The organism is Streptococcus sp. 2154 (assembly GCF_013277255.1).
Taxonomy (GTDB): domain Bacteria; phylum Bacillota; class Bacilli; order Lactobacillales; family Streptococcaceae; genus Streptococcus; species Streptococcus pseudopneumoniae.
In genome coordinates this window covers 1-14,743 of sequence record NZ_VMMK01000048.1, presented here as the reverse complement: position 1 = coordinate 14,743, position 14,743 = coordinate 1, and the positions used below count along the sequence as shown (strand labels likewise).

At 42.8% G+C, this 14,743-nt stretch carries 12 protein-coding genes; 2 read left to right on the top strand and 10 right to left on the bottom strand.

What is annotated here, in order from left to right; genetic code table 11:
- Window positions 1-35: 35 nt before the first annotated feature.
- Together yghU and HT693_RS08670 are read right to left on the bottom strand one after the other, a co-directional pair.
- Window positions 36-833 carry a glutathione-dependent disulfide-bond oxidoreductase gene (gene yghU / locus HT693_RS08675; RefSeq protein ID WP_001277397.1) on the bottom strand — a complete coding sequence of 266 codons (798 nt, stop codon included), beginning with the start codon at window positions 831-833 and terminating at the stop codon, window positions 36-38.
- A 12-nt stretch (window positions 834-845) separates the two neighbouring features.
- Window positions 846-3,542 carry a cation-translocating P-type ATPase gene (locus HT693_RS08670; protein ID WP_172925115.1) on the bottom strand — a complete coding sequence of 899 codons (2,697 nt, stop codon included), beginning with the start codon at window positions 3,540-3,542 and terminating at the stop codon, window positions 846-848.
- 307 nt (window positions 3,543-3,849) lie between these two features.
- Here HT693_RS08670 and mntE point away from each other — a divergent pair, with 307 nt between their 5' ends.
- The gene (gene mntE, locus HT693_RS08665; RefSeq protein WP_172925114.1) at window positions 3,850-5,034 is read left to right on the top strand and encodes a CDF family manganese efflux transporter MntE; all 1,185 of its coding nucleotides are present in this window, start codon (window positions 3,850-3,852) and stop codon (window positions 5,032-5,034) included.
- A 36-nt stretch (window positions 5,035-5,070) separates the two neighbouring features.
- On the opposite strand, the gene HT693_RS08660 is transcribed toward mntE, so the two are convergent.
- From HT693_RS08660 to cdaA, 8 genes are all read right to left on the bottom strand, one after another.
- Window positions 5,071-6,942: an ABC-F family ATP-binding cassette domain-containing protein gene (locus HT693_RS08660; protein WP_172925113.1), complete on the bottom strand. Its 1,872-nt coding sequence runs from the start codon at window positions 6,940-6,942 to the stop codon at window positions 5,071-5,073.
- Window positions 6,939-8,138, bottom strand: a complete 1,200-nt coding sequence (locus tag HT693_RS08655; protein WP_023938479.1) for a CCA tRNA nucleotidyltransferase — start codon at window positions 8,136-8,138, stop codon at window positions 6,939-6,941. The genes HT693_RS08660 and HT693_RS08655 overlap by 4 nt, the downstream gene beginning before the upstream one ends.
- A complete protein-coding gene (gene dapB / locus HT693_RS08650) occupies window positions 8,135-8,902 on the bottom strand; it encodes a 4-hydroxy-tetrahydrodipicolinate reductase (RefSeq protein ID WP_000027885.1) in 768 nt (255 codons plus the stop codon). The genes HT693_RS08655 and dapB overlap by 4 nt, the downstream gene beginning before the upstream one ends.
- A 388-nt stretch (window positions 8,903-9,290) precedes the next feature.
- On the bottom strand, window positions 9,291-10,139 hold the full coding sequence (locus HT693_RS08645) for a DegV family protein (RefSeq protein ID WP_000762177.1): 849 nt from the start codon (window positions 10,137-10,139) through the stop codon (window positions 9,291-9,293).
- 1 nt (window position 10,140) lies between these two features.
- The gene (locus tag HT693_RS08640) at window positions 10,141-10,515 is read right to left on the bottom strand and encodes a DUF1149 family protein (RefSeq protein WP_001050094.1); all 375 of its coding nucleotides are present in this window, start codon (window positions 10,513-10,515) and stop codon (window positions 10,141-10,143) included.
- A gap of 73 nt (window positions 10,516-10,588) precedes the next feature.
- A complete protein-coding gene (glmM, locus tag HT693_RS08635) occupies window positions 10,589-11,941 on the bottom strand; it encodes a phosphoglucosamine mutase (RefSeq protein WP_172925112.1) in 1,353 nt (450 codons plus the stop codon).
- Window positions 11,942-11,965: 24 nt separating this feature from the next.
- Window positions 11,966-12,745 carry a CdaR family protein gene (locus HT693_RS08630; protein WP_000742288.1) on the bottom strand — a complete coding sequence of 260 codons (780 nt, stop codon included), beginning with the start codon at window positions 12,743-12,745 and terminating at the stop codon, window positions 11,966-11,968.
- The gene (gene cdaA / locus HT693_RS08625; RefSeq protein WP_172925111.1) at window positions 12,732-13,589 is read right to left on the bottom strand and encodes a diadenylate cyclase CdaA; all 858 of its coding nucleotides are present in this window, start codon (window positions 13,587-13,589) and stop codon (window positions 12,732-12,734) included. The genes HT693_RS08630 and cdaA overlap by 14 nt, the downstream gene beginning before the upstream one ends.
- A gap of 135 nt (window positions 13,590-13,724) precedes the next feature.
- Between cdaA and HT693_RS08620 the strand changes: the two genes are divergently transcribed.
- A complete protein-coding gene (locus HT693_RS08620; protein WP_138702737.1) occupies window positions 13,725-14,690 on the top strand; it encodes an NAD(P)/FAD-dependent oxidoreductase in 966 nt (321 codons plus the stop codon).
- The last annotated feature ends 53 nt before the right edge of the window (window positions 14,691-14,743 follow it).

Sequence of the window (14,743 nt, the reverse complement as noted above, 5' to 3'; positions counted from 1 at the left end):
CGGCAAGGCGACGCTGACGTGGTTTGAAGAGATTTTCAAAGAGTATTAATTTCTTTATAAATTACTTCCATCCCACGCTTAACAGCTGGACGATTGGCAATTTTTTCTGCCCATTTTACTAAATTCTGGTAACTTGAGGCATCCAAGAATTTTGCAGAACCTTGGTAAAGTTTTCCTTGAACTAACTGTCCATACCAAGACCAGATGGCAATATCTGCAATCGTATAGTCATTGCCTGCAATATAAGGTTTCTGAGTCAATTCCTTATCCAATAAATCCAACTGGCGTTTCACTTCCATCGTAAAACGGTTAATAGGATATTCCAATTTTTCAGGGGCATAATTAAAGAAATGTCCAAATCCCCCACCTAGAAAAGGTGCAGCCCCAGCTTGCCAGAATAGCCAATTCAAAACTTCTACCTTTTCCACAGGATTACTTGGTAGAAAGGCTCCAAATTTCTCAGCAAGATAAAGGAGAATATGAGCAGATTCAAAGACTCTTACTTCTTCAGTTCCTGACTGGTCCAACAAGGCTGGAATCTTGGAATTTGGATTGAGCTTTACGAAGTCTGAACCAAATTGATCCCCATCCATGATAGCAATCTTATACAAGTCGTAAGCCGTTTCCTTAAAACCAGCCTCTAGTAATTCTTCCAATAAGATAGTGACCTTCACACCATTTGGTGTTCCCAGTGAATAAAGCTGAAAAGCTTGTTCTCCTTTTGGCAAGTTTTGTTCGAAACGGGCACCTGCTGTTGGTTTATTTAAGCCCGTAAAGGCTCCTTGATTACTAGCTTCATCCTGCCATACGGTCGGTAATTGATATGCTGACATCCGAAACCTCCCTTAAATCGCATTCTTGTCAAAACCGAGTTTGCGTTGAATAAACTTAACGATTTCGACGATGATAATCATTGAGAAGCTTCCAGCCATAACAATTCCCCATTGTGACAAGTCTAGTTTGGTTACGTGGAAGATTCCTTCAAGCGGTTCTACAACGATTGTTGCCATGAGAAGGATAAAGGATACCAAGATGGACCAGTTAAAGGTCTTAGACTTGAATGGACCAACTGTCAAGATGGATTGGTAGACAGACTTGACATTGTAAGCATGGAAGAGCTGAATCAAACCAAGGGTTGCAAAGGCCATCGTTAGGGCATCTGCATGAATGGCATGATTGTCACCCACATGAACTGGGTAAGCAATCGCAAGACCATAAACACTCATAACAAGAGCTGCTTGGAGTACACCTTGATAGATAATAGAACTCAAAACACCACCTGAGAAGAAGCTTGCCTTGCGTCCACGTGGTTTATGGTTCATGACGCCAGGCTCAGCAGGTTCAACACCTAGTGCAATTGCTGGGAAGGTATCGGTTACCAAGTTAATCCACAAAAGATGAACTGGTTGCAAGACGTCCCAACCAAAGAGGGTTGATAGGAAGATGGTTAATACTTCAGCAGTATTGGCAGAAAGTAAGTACTGAATAGTCTTTTGAATATTTGAAAAGACCTTACGTCCTTCTTCAACTGCAACGATAATAGTCGCAAAGTTGTCGTCAGCAAGAATCATGTCTGAAGCCCCTTTAGAAACCTCTGTACCAGTGATTCCCATACCGATACCGATATCGGCTGTTTTCAGAGCTGGCGCATCATTGACACCGTCACCTGTCATGGCAACGACCTTACCTTGTTTTTGCCAAGCCTTGACGATACGAACCTTGTGCTCTGGAGACACACGGGCATAAACAGAGTATTGACCAACAACTTTTTCAAAGTCTTCATCAGATAATTCGTTGAGCTCAGCACCAGTTAAAACGTGGTCTTCTGTATCGTTTGCATCAATGATTCCCAAACGTTTAGCAATAGCTTCTGCTGTGTCTTGGTGGTCACCTGTAATCATGATTGGACGGATTCCAGCTTCCTTAGCCACACGAACAGCCTCAGCAGCTTCAGGACGTTCAGGGTCAATCATTCCAATCAAACCAGTGAAGATTAAATCATTTTCAAGCTCTTCAGAAGTCAGATTTTCTGGAATACTATCAATAATCTTATAAGCACCTGCAAGGACACGCAAGGCTTGGTGAGCCATTTCAGAGTTGTTTGTGTGAATGAGGTTTGTAACCTTCTCGTCAATCGGAGCAATATCACCAGCTTTGTCACGAAGAACACAACGTTTCAAAAGTTGGTCTGGCGCACCTTTGACTGCTACAAGGAAACGACCATCTGGCAATGGGTGAATCGTTGACATGAGTTTACGGTCAGAGTCAAATGGCAACTCAGCTACACGAGGATATTTGTCTAAAAATCCTTTAACATCGTAGCCCTTGTCCAAGGCATACTGGATGAAGGCTGTTTCGGTTGGATCACCGATCAAGTTTCCTTCCACATCGATTTTCGTATCGTTTGCCAAGACAACTGAACGTAGAAGCGGCATTTCAAGACCTAGTTCAATGTCGTCAGCTGAGTCATGTAGGACTGCATCGTAGAAGACTTTTTCGACTGTCATCTTGTTCATAGTCAGCGTACCAGTCTTATCAGAAGCGATGATTTCAGTTGAACCAAGTGTTTCAACTGCTGGCAATTTACGAACGATGGAATGGCGTTTGGCTAAAACTTGAGTACCAAGGGAAAGAACGATGGTAACGATAGCAGGAAGTCCTTCTGGAATGGCTGCAACGGCAAGGGCAACAGAAGTCAACAACTCACCAAGTGGACTTTTCCCTTGAATGAAGACACCCACTACAAAAGTAACAAGGGCAATGACCAAGATAGCATAGGTCAAGACCTTAGAAAGGTTGTTCAAGTTTTGTTTGAGGGGTGTATCCGTCTCATCCGCATCTTGAAGCATACCAGCAATATGACCAACTTCCGTGTACATCCCTGTATTGACAACAACACCCATCCCACGACCATAGGTCACGTTAGAGTTTTGGAAGGCCATATTGACACGGTCACCAATACCAGCATCTGTCGCAAGCTCGACTGACAAGTCTTTTTCGACTGGCACAGACTCACCTGTCAAAGCAGCTTCTTCGATCTTAAGAGAGTTGGCTTCTAGCAAACGTAGGTCTGCTGGCACAACGTCACCTGCTTCAAGGGCAACGATATCTCCAGGTACCAATTCTTTTGAATCAATCTCCGCCATATGCCCATCACGAAGAACGCGAGCAGCTGGACTTGACATAGATTTGAGGGCTTCAATGGCTTCTTCTGCTTTTCCTTCTTGGTAAACACCAAAGGCAGCGTTAATGATAACCACGGCTAAAATGATAATGGCATCTGCGATATCTTCCCCACCAGAAGTCACGACTGACAAGATAGCCGCCGCAACTAGGATAATAATCATCAAATCCTTAAATTGCTCGATGAATTTGACCAGGATTGATCGTTTCTCGCCTTCTTCGAGTTCATTGTGGCCAAATTCGGCAAGGCGCTTTTCCGCCTCACTTGATGACAAACCTTGCTCGGTCGCATCCACAGCCTTCAAGACCTCTTCAGGACTCTGAGTGTAAAACGCTTGGCGTTTTTGTTCTTTTGACATGTGTCTCCTCCTTGACATTGTGTGCAAAACAGACTCTCTTTTCCCTCATCGCATCTTTTCACGACAAACAAAAAGAGACCTGTTAATCATAACAAGTCTCGCTGTTTAAGATAGTGCCGGAAAACATACTTTTCAGTATAAAATTCGGAATGACGACACTATCACAGGTTTCTGCCAGCTACTCCCTTGAGTAGTACTATTATACCAAATTTTGGGGAGTTTTAAAAGAGTAAAAACTACCTTATTTGAATTTTCCCTTGAAAACCAGTATAATGGTAGAATGCTATATAACTAGAAAGGAAGTTGAATGAAGCAATCTATCTCAAATCTCAAGTTAGCTGAACGTGGTGCCATTATCAGTATTTCAACCTACCTGCTCTTGTCTGCAGCGAAATTGGCTACTGGCCATCTTCTTCATTCATCCAGTTTGGTGGCCGATGGTTTCAACAACGTGTCGGACATCATTGGAAATGTAGCCCTCTTGATTGGAATCCGAATGGCACGCCAGCCTGCTGACCGAGACCACCGTTTTGGCCACTGGAAGATTGAGGATTTGGCTAGCTTAATCACTTCCATCATCATGTTCTATGTTGGCTTTGATGTTCTAAGGGATACCATTCAAAAGATTCTCAGTCGTGAAGAAACGGTCATTGATCCTCTGGGTGCAACTCTAGGAATTATGTCTGCAGCGATTATGTCTGTGGTCTATCTCTACAATACTCGCCTCAGTAAGAAATCCAACTCCAAGGCACTGAAGGCCGCAGCAAAGGACAATCTTTCTGATGCTGTCACCTCACTTGGAACCACCATTGCCATCCTAGCTAGTAGTTTCAATTATCCCATTGTGGATAAACTGGTTGCTATCATCATCACTTTCTTTATCTTGAAGACTGCCTATGATATCTTCATCGAGTCTTCCTTTAGCCTTTCGGATGGCTTTGACGACCGTCTGCTTGAGGATTATCAAAAGGCCATCATGGAAATTCCCAAAATCAGCAAGGTTAAGTCCCAAAGAGGTCGTACCTACGGTAGCAACATCTACCTGGATATTACGCTAGAGATGAACCCTGACCTGTCTGTTTTTGAGAGTCATGAAATCGCGGATCAGGTCGAGTCTATGCTGGAGGAACGTTTTGGGGTTTTTGATACCGATGTCCATATTGAGCCAGCGCCTATCCCTGAGGATGAAATTTTAGACAATGTCTATAAGAAATTGCTTATGCGTGAACAATTGATTGACCAAGGAAATCAACTGGAAGAACTATTGGCTGATGATTTTGTCTATATTCGCCAAGACGGAAAGCAGATGGATAAAGAAGCCTATAAAGCAGAAAAAGACTTGAATTCAGCTATCAAGGACATCCAAATCACTTCCATCAGTCAAAAGACCAAACTCATCTGCTATGAATTAGATGGTATCGTCCATACCAGTATCTGGCGTCGCCACGAAACTTGGCAAAATGTCTTCCACCAGGAAACAAAAAAAGAATAGAGAAATCCTGTCATGAGACGGGCTTTTTCTATTCTTCTAACTATCAAATTCACTGAGATACTCATAGCGTTCGTATTTTTCAAGGAGTGCTTCATTTTTCTCATCCAATTCTTTTTGGAGAGTAGCCAGCTTACCAAAGTCAGAGCCGTTAGCCTGCATTTCCTCTTCAATAGCAGCGATACGGTTTTCCAAGGCTTCAATATCGCCTTCAATGCTTGCCCACTCCTGCTTTTCTTGGTAGGTCATGCGTTTCTTGCCTTCACGAACCTTGACCACTTTCTCCTTTTCAGCCTTTTGCACTTGATTGGCCATCTCTGTTTCAAAGACTTTTTCATCAAGATAGTCGGTATAATGACCAAAGAAAGGACGAATCTTGCCATCCTCAAAAGCGAGAATCTTGGTCGCTGCCTTATCCAAGAAATAGCGGTCGTGACTAACAGTCAAAACTGGACCAGCAAAGCCTTGTAAGAAATTCTCCAAAACTGTAAGAGTAGCAATATCCAAATCATTGGTCGGCTCGTCCAAGAGAAGAACATTTGGTTTTTCCAAAAGCAGTTTGAGGAGATAAAGACGTTTTTTCTCTCCCCCAGACAATTTCTCAATCAAGGTTCCATGCGTCGAACGTGGGAAAAGGAACTGCTCCAGCAACTCTGCAATGGAAGTCGTAGAACCACCACTGGTTTTGACCTCTTCTGCCACTTCCTGCAGGTAATTGATCACTCGCTTGCTTTCATCCAAGCCCTTAATTTGCTGAGAGAAATAGGCGATGCGAACAGTTTCCCCTATCACAACTTGACCTGCTGTCGGCTCAAGGCTGCCTGCAATTAGATTGAGCAGGGTTGATTTCCCAACACCGTTATCCCCAACGATTCCGATGCGGTCTTTGGCTTGCACCAAGAGATTAAAATCTTGCAAAATAGGCTTGTTTTCATAGGCAAAGGAAACATCCTGAAACTCGATGACCTTTTTCCCAATCCGACTGGTTTCAAAGTTCATGGTCAAGTCTGTCTCATCAGTATTGCCTGAAACTTCCTTTTTCAGGTCGTGGAAACGATTGATACGAGCCTGCTGCTTGGTCGCACGCGCCTGCGGTTGTCTACGCATCCAGGCCAATTCCTGCTTATAGAGTTGTTCTTTTTTGTGGAGAAGAGCTGCGTCACGCTCGTCCTGTTCCGCCTTAAGGCGAACATAGTCCTGATAATTCCCTTGATACTCGGTCAATCCAGCTCGATCCAACTCGAAAATCCGAGTTGACAAAGCATCCAAGAAATAACGATCGTGAGTGATAAAGAGAACTGTCTTCTTAGAATTTTTTAAAAAGAGGGTCAGCCACTCAATAGTCGCAATATCCAGATGGTTGGTTGGCTCATCCAGCAGCAAGAGGTCGTGATTACCAAGAAGAACTTGCGCCAACTGGACCCGTCTTCTTAGACCACCTGACAATTCCCCAACAGGAGTAGATAAGTCCTGAATCCCCAGCTTGCTGAGAACAGTCTTGACCTGACTCTCGATTTCCCAAGCTTGGAGAGAGTCCATTTCAGCCATGACCCGTTCCAAACGAGCCTGCTTGTCCTCACTGTAGTTGAGCATGATCAACTCATACTCACGAATGAGCTGGATTTCCTTGAGGTCGCTGGAAAGAACCGTATCCAAGACCGTCTTGCTATCATCAAAATCAGGATCTTGAGTCAAATAACCAATCTGGTAATCATTCTTAGCCGAAAAGGGACTGACATCCCCATCAAAGCCAGAAACGCCAGAAAGAACATCTAAAAGGGTGGTCTTCCCTGTTCCATTGACACCAATCAAACCAATTCTGTCTAGGTCATGGATGATAAAGGAAATATCCTTAAAAACGGTCTTATCACCGACAGATTTACTTAGTTTTTCAACGATAAAATCACTCATTTCTTCTCCCTCAGATAAGCATGGATGGCTTGTCGGTCATTTTCCAATTCTCCATCGACAATGGCATACTCAATCTCTGTTAAAATCTCTCCCAAGTCTGGTCCCGGCTGATAACCATATTCCTTGATCAAAATGCCACCATTAATCTGAATTTCTTTCTTGTCATGAATGGTCAAACTCTGATAGGTTTCTGTTATGACTTGTGGGTTGACTGGTTTTCCCTGGGTATGACGAAGATTTTCAGCCTGTAAAAGCAACTCCAAGTCAAAGCGGTAACAATCGCGCTTGCTCAATTCTCCCTTTTCACGCAGAGCCAAAATAGTCAGCAAATCCTGAACTTGCTTGGCAAACTGGCGTGAGGTCTTCCAAGCTTTCAAAAATGGCTGCGCATTTTCAATCTCCAAAGCCCACAGTAGAGCCGCCCAAGCTTGCTCTGAAGATTCAAAGGTGAAATCAGTCTCTAAATCAAACAGTCTGTTAAGTTTGTCTTGGCTAGATGCCAGATCAGGGAGATAGTCATAAGCTTGACTCTCAATCATGGAAGCCAAGCCCCTTCTCCAAAATGGAGCCAGCAAGAGTTTATCAAACTCAACGAAGGTACGCTCCACAGAAATTTTCTCCAAAAGGGGCGTCAATGTCTTCATAGCTTTAAAGGTTTCTGGCTCAAGTTCAAAGCCAAGACTAGCCTGAAAACGGAAACCACGCATAATTCGTAGAGCATCTTCGTTGAAACGCTCACTAGCCACTCCAACCGCTCGTAAGACTTGCTTTTCCAAATCTTCTAAACCATGAAACAAGTCAATGATTTCCCCTGTCTCGTCCAAGGCAAAGGCATTGACTGTAAAATCACGGCGCTTAAGGTCTTCTTCTAGCGAGCGAACAAAAGAAACCGCACTGGGTCTGCGATAGTCCACATAGACATCCTCTGTCCGAAAGGTGGTTACCTCATACTCCTCATCCCCATCTAAGACCAAGACGGTTCCATGCTCGATTCCGATATCGGCTGTTCGCGGAAAAATCTGCTTGGTCTCTTCTGGATAAGAAGACGTCGCAATATCCACATCATGGATAGGGCGATTGAGAAGGGCATCTCGAACAGAACCTCCAACAAAATAGGCCTCAAAACCTGCTTCTTTAATTTTTTCTAATACTGGTAAAGCCTTCTGAAATTCAGAAGGCATTTGCGTTAATCTCATAATAAGTGTTCTAATCCATAGACAAGCTCATGACGCTTGACAACTTCTTTAATTCCCAAATTCACCCCTGTCATGAAGGAGCTGCGATCATAGGAGTCATGACGGAGCGTCAATCCTTCTCCCTGATTGCCAAAGATGACTTCCTGATGGGCTACCAAGCCTGGTAAACGAACTGAGTGAATCCGCATGCCATCAAAGTCAGCACCACGGGCACCTGCAATCAATTCTTCCTCATCAGGCGCACCTTGCTGAATAGACTCTCGAACTTCTGCCATCAACTCAGCTGTTTTAATAGCTGTTCCACTCGGAGCATCCTTTTTCTTGTCATGATGAAGCTCAATAATCTCCACATTTGGGAAATATTTGGCAGCCTGCCTTGCAAATTGCATGAGCAAGACAGCACCCAGTGCAAAGTTAGGGGCAATCAAACCACCCAAATCTTGGGCACGAGAAAATACTTTTAGCTCTGTAATTTCTTCACTCGTGAAACCAGTCGTTCCAACTACTGGAGCAAAGCCATTTTCAAGAGCAAAGCGTGTGTTTTCATAGGCAACGGCTGGTGTAGTAAAGTCTACCCAGACATCCGCTTCAAAGCCTGCTAAATCAACCTTATCCTTGAAAACAGGAATACCCTGCCATTCTGACTCAGACTCAAAAGAATCCAAAACTGCTACCAAGTCCAAGTCTGGATCAGCCAAGACCATCTGACAAGCAGCTTGGCCCATCTTGCCTTTAAAACCTGCAATAATTACTCGAATACTCATCTCTACTCCTGTCTAAGATACAAAGGACGTTAGCTGCCCATGAAAAATAGGGAATGGCGCTGACTTTCCATGAAAGGCAAGACAGACATCTTTTTTCAAGAGGCAGGTAGTCCGTGTTCAATTGCTAAGATACAAGGCCTGTAAGAACACAAAGTGAAAATAGGAATTCTGATCAAGAAGTGTCTACTCCTTGGAAGAACTATCTTTTTCACACAGGGTCCCAGGCGTGTTCAATTATCAAGATACAAAGGACCTTAGCTGCCCATGAAAAATAGGGAATGACGCTGACTTGCCACGAAAGGCAAGACAGGCATCTTTTTTCAAGAGGCAGGTAGTCCGTGTTCAATTGCTAAGATACAAGGCATCTTAACTAGTCTAAAAGTGCCAACTAAATCACTGGAATATAACCTAGAGCAATACTTCCTGCTCCTAGGTGGGTTCCAATGACACTACCAAATGTAGCTAGTGAAATATCCGTACCCACTCCAGATTCAATCAAGTGGTGACGCAATTCTTCAGCCTTTTCAGGAGCATTCCCATGAATGACAATGACCCGATATTGGCCTGAAGCCGTTGTTTCCTTGATGATTTCAATCAAGCGCTTGGTTGCTTTCTTTTCCGTACGAACTTTTTCGTAAACTTCAATCACACCTTGATCGTTAAAATAAAGGATTGGCTTAATGCTAAGCAAATTGCCCAAAATGGCAGCCCCATTTGAAAGGCGCCCACCTTTTACCAAATGATCCAGGTCATCTACCATGATAAAAGCTGACGTACGGCTGATTTGAATAGCTAGCTTATCCTGAATGATAGCAAAATCATCGCCCTGATCTCGCCAGTTAAAGACGCTTTCAACCATGATGCCTAGGGGAGCGCTTGTAATCAAAGTGTCTGGGAAAGCAATGGTTAAACCCTCATAGTCATCCACCATATACTGGATATTTTGGTAAAAACCTGAAATTCCAGAAGATAGGAACAGCCCCAAGGCATGTGTATAACCTTGTTCTTTGAGCGAAGTTAAGATCTCATCTAACTTGGCAATACTTGGTTGACTGGTCTTAGGCAATTCAGAAGCCTGAGCCATTTTTGGGTAAAATTCCTCAGCAGTCAGATTGATGCCTTCGACATACTCCTCACCATCAATATTGACAGGAATATCCAAGACATACAAATCTTCTCTTTGCAAGGTCTCTGCACTGAGATAGGCAGAAGAATCTGTGATAACAGCTAGTTTCATATTAGAACTCCAAATTGATTCCTGGTAAGTCTAATGCAATTTCAGTTACTTCGTAAGTCAAACGGTTGAGCATATTCAAACATGGACGAGCCAAAGTTTCCACTTCTTCTTGGCTCAATTCACTTGGTTCATTGACAATACGGCCATCGATATGATTTACCTGTGAAATGGTTCCACTGATGACAAACTTATCAAATACAATCATAAATGTCAAGATGACAATCAAGGAAGTCACTTGATTTTCTTGATTATGTTGGAGCAATTGGAAGTTCACATCCACCTTAGTTTCAGGAGCTCCATTTTCATTTTCCCATTCAAAATTACGCGCATCAAAATGATACTGACTAACAAATTCTTGTTCACGTTTAAGATTCATATCTTTCTCCCTCGGCTACAATATTATAAGCTATTGTACCATAATTTTTTATTTTCATCTAGTTTTCTAAGTTTTAGTCCATCCCAATTTCAGCTCGAACTACGTCTGCGATGGTATCAACATAGTAGTCAACTTCTTCTGTGGTAGGCGCTTCTGCCATAACACGCAAGAGGGGCTCTGTTCCACTTGGGCGTACTAAGATACGACCATTCCCTGCCATTTCTTCTTCCATCTTCTCGATGATAGCCTTGATAGCTGGCACTTCCATAGCCTTTTCCTTCACGGCATTTTCCACTCGGATATTGACTAATTTTTGTGGATAGATGGTTACTTCTGCTGCCAACTCTGACAAGCTCCTACCAGTTTCCTTCATGATTTTTGTCAATTGGACAGCGGATAATTGACCATCACCTGTTGTATTGTAGTCCATCAAGATAACGTGCCCAGATTGTTCACCACCGAGGTTGTAGCCTGATTTTCGCATTTCTTCAACAACGTAGCGGTCGCCAACTGCAGTGACTACCTTGTTAATACCTTCGCGATCCAAGGCATTGTGGAAACCAAGGTTAGACATCACAGTTGTCACAATTGTATTTTGAGCCAATTGTCCTTTTTCAGAAAGGTATTTCCCAATGATGTACATAATCTTGTCACCATCGACGATGTCGCCATTTTCATCAACAGCAATCAAACGGTCACTGTCTCCATCAAAGGCCAAACCAATAGCTGAGCCGCTTTCTTTGACCACTTCTTGAAGGGTTTCTGGGTGGGTTGAACCAACATTAAGGTTGATGTTAAGACCATCTGGTGTTTCCCCTATAACAGTCAACTGAGCACCAAGGTCTGCAAAGATTTGACGGGCACTTGTAGAAGCTGCACCATTAGCTGTATCCAAGGCAACCTTCATTCCTTCAAGAGGAGTTCCAGTTGAAACAAGGTAGCCTTCATACTTACGCAAGCCTTCTGGATAATCTACCAAGGTTCCCAAGCCTTCTGCACTTGGACGAGGAAGAGTGTCTTCCGCAGCATCTAGCACGGCTTCAATTTCTGCTTCTTTTTCGTCATCTAGTTTGAAGCCATCACCGCCAAAGAACTTGATTCCATTATCAAGGGCTGGGTTGTGGCTAGCAGAAATCATGACACCGGCGCTTGCTCCCTCAGTTTTTACCAAGTAAGCTACTGCTGGTGTCGCCAGAACACCTAGTTTGTATACGTGAATTCCTACAGATAGAAGACCAGCTACCAAGGCAGATTCTAGCATTTCCCCTGAAATACGTGTGTCACGTCCTATAAAGACTTTCGGTGCTTCCGTTTCATGTTGACTAAGAACATAGCCTCCAAAACGTCCTAGCTTAAAAGCTAATTCTGGAGTAAGTTCCACATTAGCTTCTCCACGGACTCCATCAGTCCCAAAATATTTACCCATTTTTATAAAATCCTTTTTCTATTTTTAATTCGTTTTTGAACTAGTTGCTTTCGTTGACGAAGATGTCTCCGATGAACTGCTTGTAGTTGAATTTGATGTGCTTGAACTTGGTGCTGCTGGTTTTGTAGTTACCTTCATTGTTGTATCAAAGGGAGTGATAACTGTCGGTAAGACAACACCATTGCGGTCGATTGCCTGCAAAGGTACTGAACCACTGTAATTACCTGTTATGTGTTCGCTAGTTGGCAAGACAGCGATAATCTTATCAATTCTATCCAATGTCTCTTGATCACTCGTAATCGACACTTCTTCATCTGACACCGTGACATTTTCAATCTGTACCCGACTATCAATTTGACTAGGGTCAATCTCTGGTACAACCTTTACCTTATCCTTCTGAGCCTTCTTCCCAATCTTGACTGTAATTTTTTGCGGAGTCGCCACAGCGGTCAGCCCATTGGGTAAATCTTCAATGCTCAAAGGAACTTCAATCGTTCCAACACTGGCATCTGTTAGGTCAGCAGTAACCTTGAATTTACGTGTGCTTTCTTGCATTTCACTAGCTAGCGATAGGCGATTTGCACCAGTCAAGACCACTGAGACTTCTGAAGCAAAACCGCTAATAAAATACTCATCACTATTATAGCGTATGTCAATAGGAACATTTGTTACTGTATTCGTATAGGTTTCCGTTTTTACCTGCCTAGCACTGGTACTGTTTTGAAAATTCGTCGCCGTAGCATAGACAAATAAGACACAAGCAAAAAAGAGTGAGGATATGATATATAAACTATTTTTTTTCATGTTTCCATCCTCCTAGCAATCGTTCTTTAAAACTAAGACCCGCTTCCTCTTTTGGAAGTAAGATTTCACGTAATTCTGTTTCAAATTCATCAAGTGTTAGGTTGTGCTTAAAGCTTCCATTATAGGTTATCGAAATTCCTCCCGTTTCCTCTGATACGACAAAAGTCAAGGCATCTGAGACTTCTGATAAACCAATAGCCGCCCGGTGTCTAGTTCCAAATTCCTTGGAAATTCCTGTACTTTCTGTCAAGGGCAGATAGGCAGACGTCACAGCGATACGTTCTTCTCTGATAATCACCGCACCATCATGTAGGGGAGTGTTGGGAATAAAAATGTTAATGAGAAGTTCTGCAGAAATCTTAGCATCCAAGGGAATTCCTGTCGAAATATACTCCTGCAAGGTACGTACACGCTGAATAGCAACCAAGGCCCCGATTTTACGAGGACTCATGTATTCAACTGATTTAACAAAGGCACGAATCATCTGTTCCTCAGCACTAATAGAGGCATTGGAAAAGAAATCTATCGCTCTTCCCAAACGTTCCAAACCAGTCCGAATCTCTGGAGAGAAGATAACAACCGCCGCAATAACCCCATAAGTAATAATTTGATTGATTAACCAAGAAATCGTAGTCAAGCCAATCATATTTGCAAGGATTTGAGCTAAAATAAACACCAAAACTCCACGTACCAAAATCATAATCTTGGTTCCTGCAATAGCTTTTGTAAAATGGTATAAAATATAAGCAACAATCAAAATATCAATCAGATTGATAGCTATCGTCCATGGACTTGCAAACAAACTGGTCCAATATTGCAGATTGGATAATTGTTGAAAATTCATCCCTGATATCCTCCCTATCAAAACACTTTCATCCTATTATACCATTTTCTGGCATTTTTTTCCCTATCCTAGTCCATTTTACATTGAACAAAAATATGATAAAATAAACTGACTAGAAAAAACAAAGGAGAAACTATGTCTCAACTCTATGATATTACCATTGTGGGTGGTGGTCCTGTCGGGCTTTTTGCAGCCTTTTATGCCCACCTACGCCAAGCCAAGGTTCAAATCATCGACTCTCTTCCCCAGCTAGGTGGACAACCTGCTATTCTCTACCCTGAAAAGGAAATCCTAGACGTACCAGGCTTCCCAAACCTGACTGGAGAAGAGTTGACTAACCGCTTGATTGAACAGCTAAACAGCTTTGATACCCCTATTCATCTCAATGAAACGGTTCTTGAGATTGACAAACAAGAAGAATTTGCCATCACAACTTCTAAAGGAAGTCACCTGACTAAAACAGTTATCATCGCTATGGGTGGCGGTGCCTTCAAACCACGTCCGCTGGAACTTGAAGGGGTTGAGAGCTATGAAAATATCCACTACCACGTTTCTAACATTCAGCAATACGCTGGTAAGAAAGTGACGATTCTTGGTGGGGGAGATTCGGCTGTGGATTGGACTTTGGCTTTTGAAAAAATCGCACCAACTACCCTTGTTCACCGCAGAGATAATTTCCGTGCCTTGGAACACAGCGTTCAAGCCTTGCAAGAATCATCTGTGACCATCAAGACACCATTCGTCCCTAGCCAACTCCTTGGAGATGGAAACACGATTGATAAACTTGAAATCACAAAAGTCAAATCTGATGAAACCGAAACGATTGACTTAGATCACCTCTTTGTCAACTATGGTTTCAAATCTTCTGTCGGTAATCTTAAAAACTGGGGGTTGGAACTCAACCGACACAAGATTATCGTCAACAGCAAACAGGAATCCAGCCAAGCAGGTATCTATGCTATTGGTGACTGCTGCTACTATGACGGAAAAATTGACTTGATTGCGACAGGTCTCGGAGAAGCTCCAACTGCTGTCAATAATGCTATCAACTACATAGACCCTGAACAAAAAGTACAACCAAAACACTCTACTAGTTTATAAAAAAGAACCACGAGTCACATAGGATGCGTGGTTTTATAATTCATCGGCTTTTA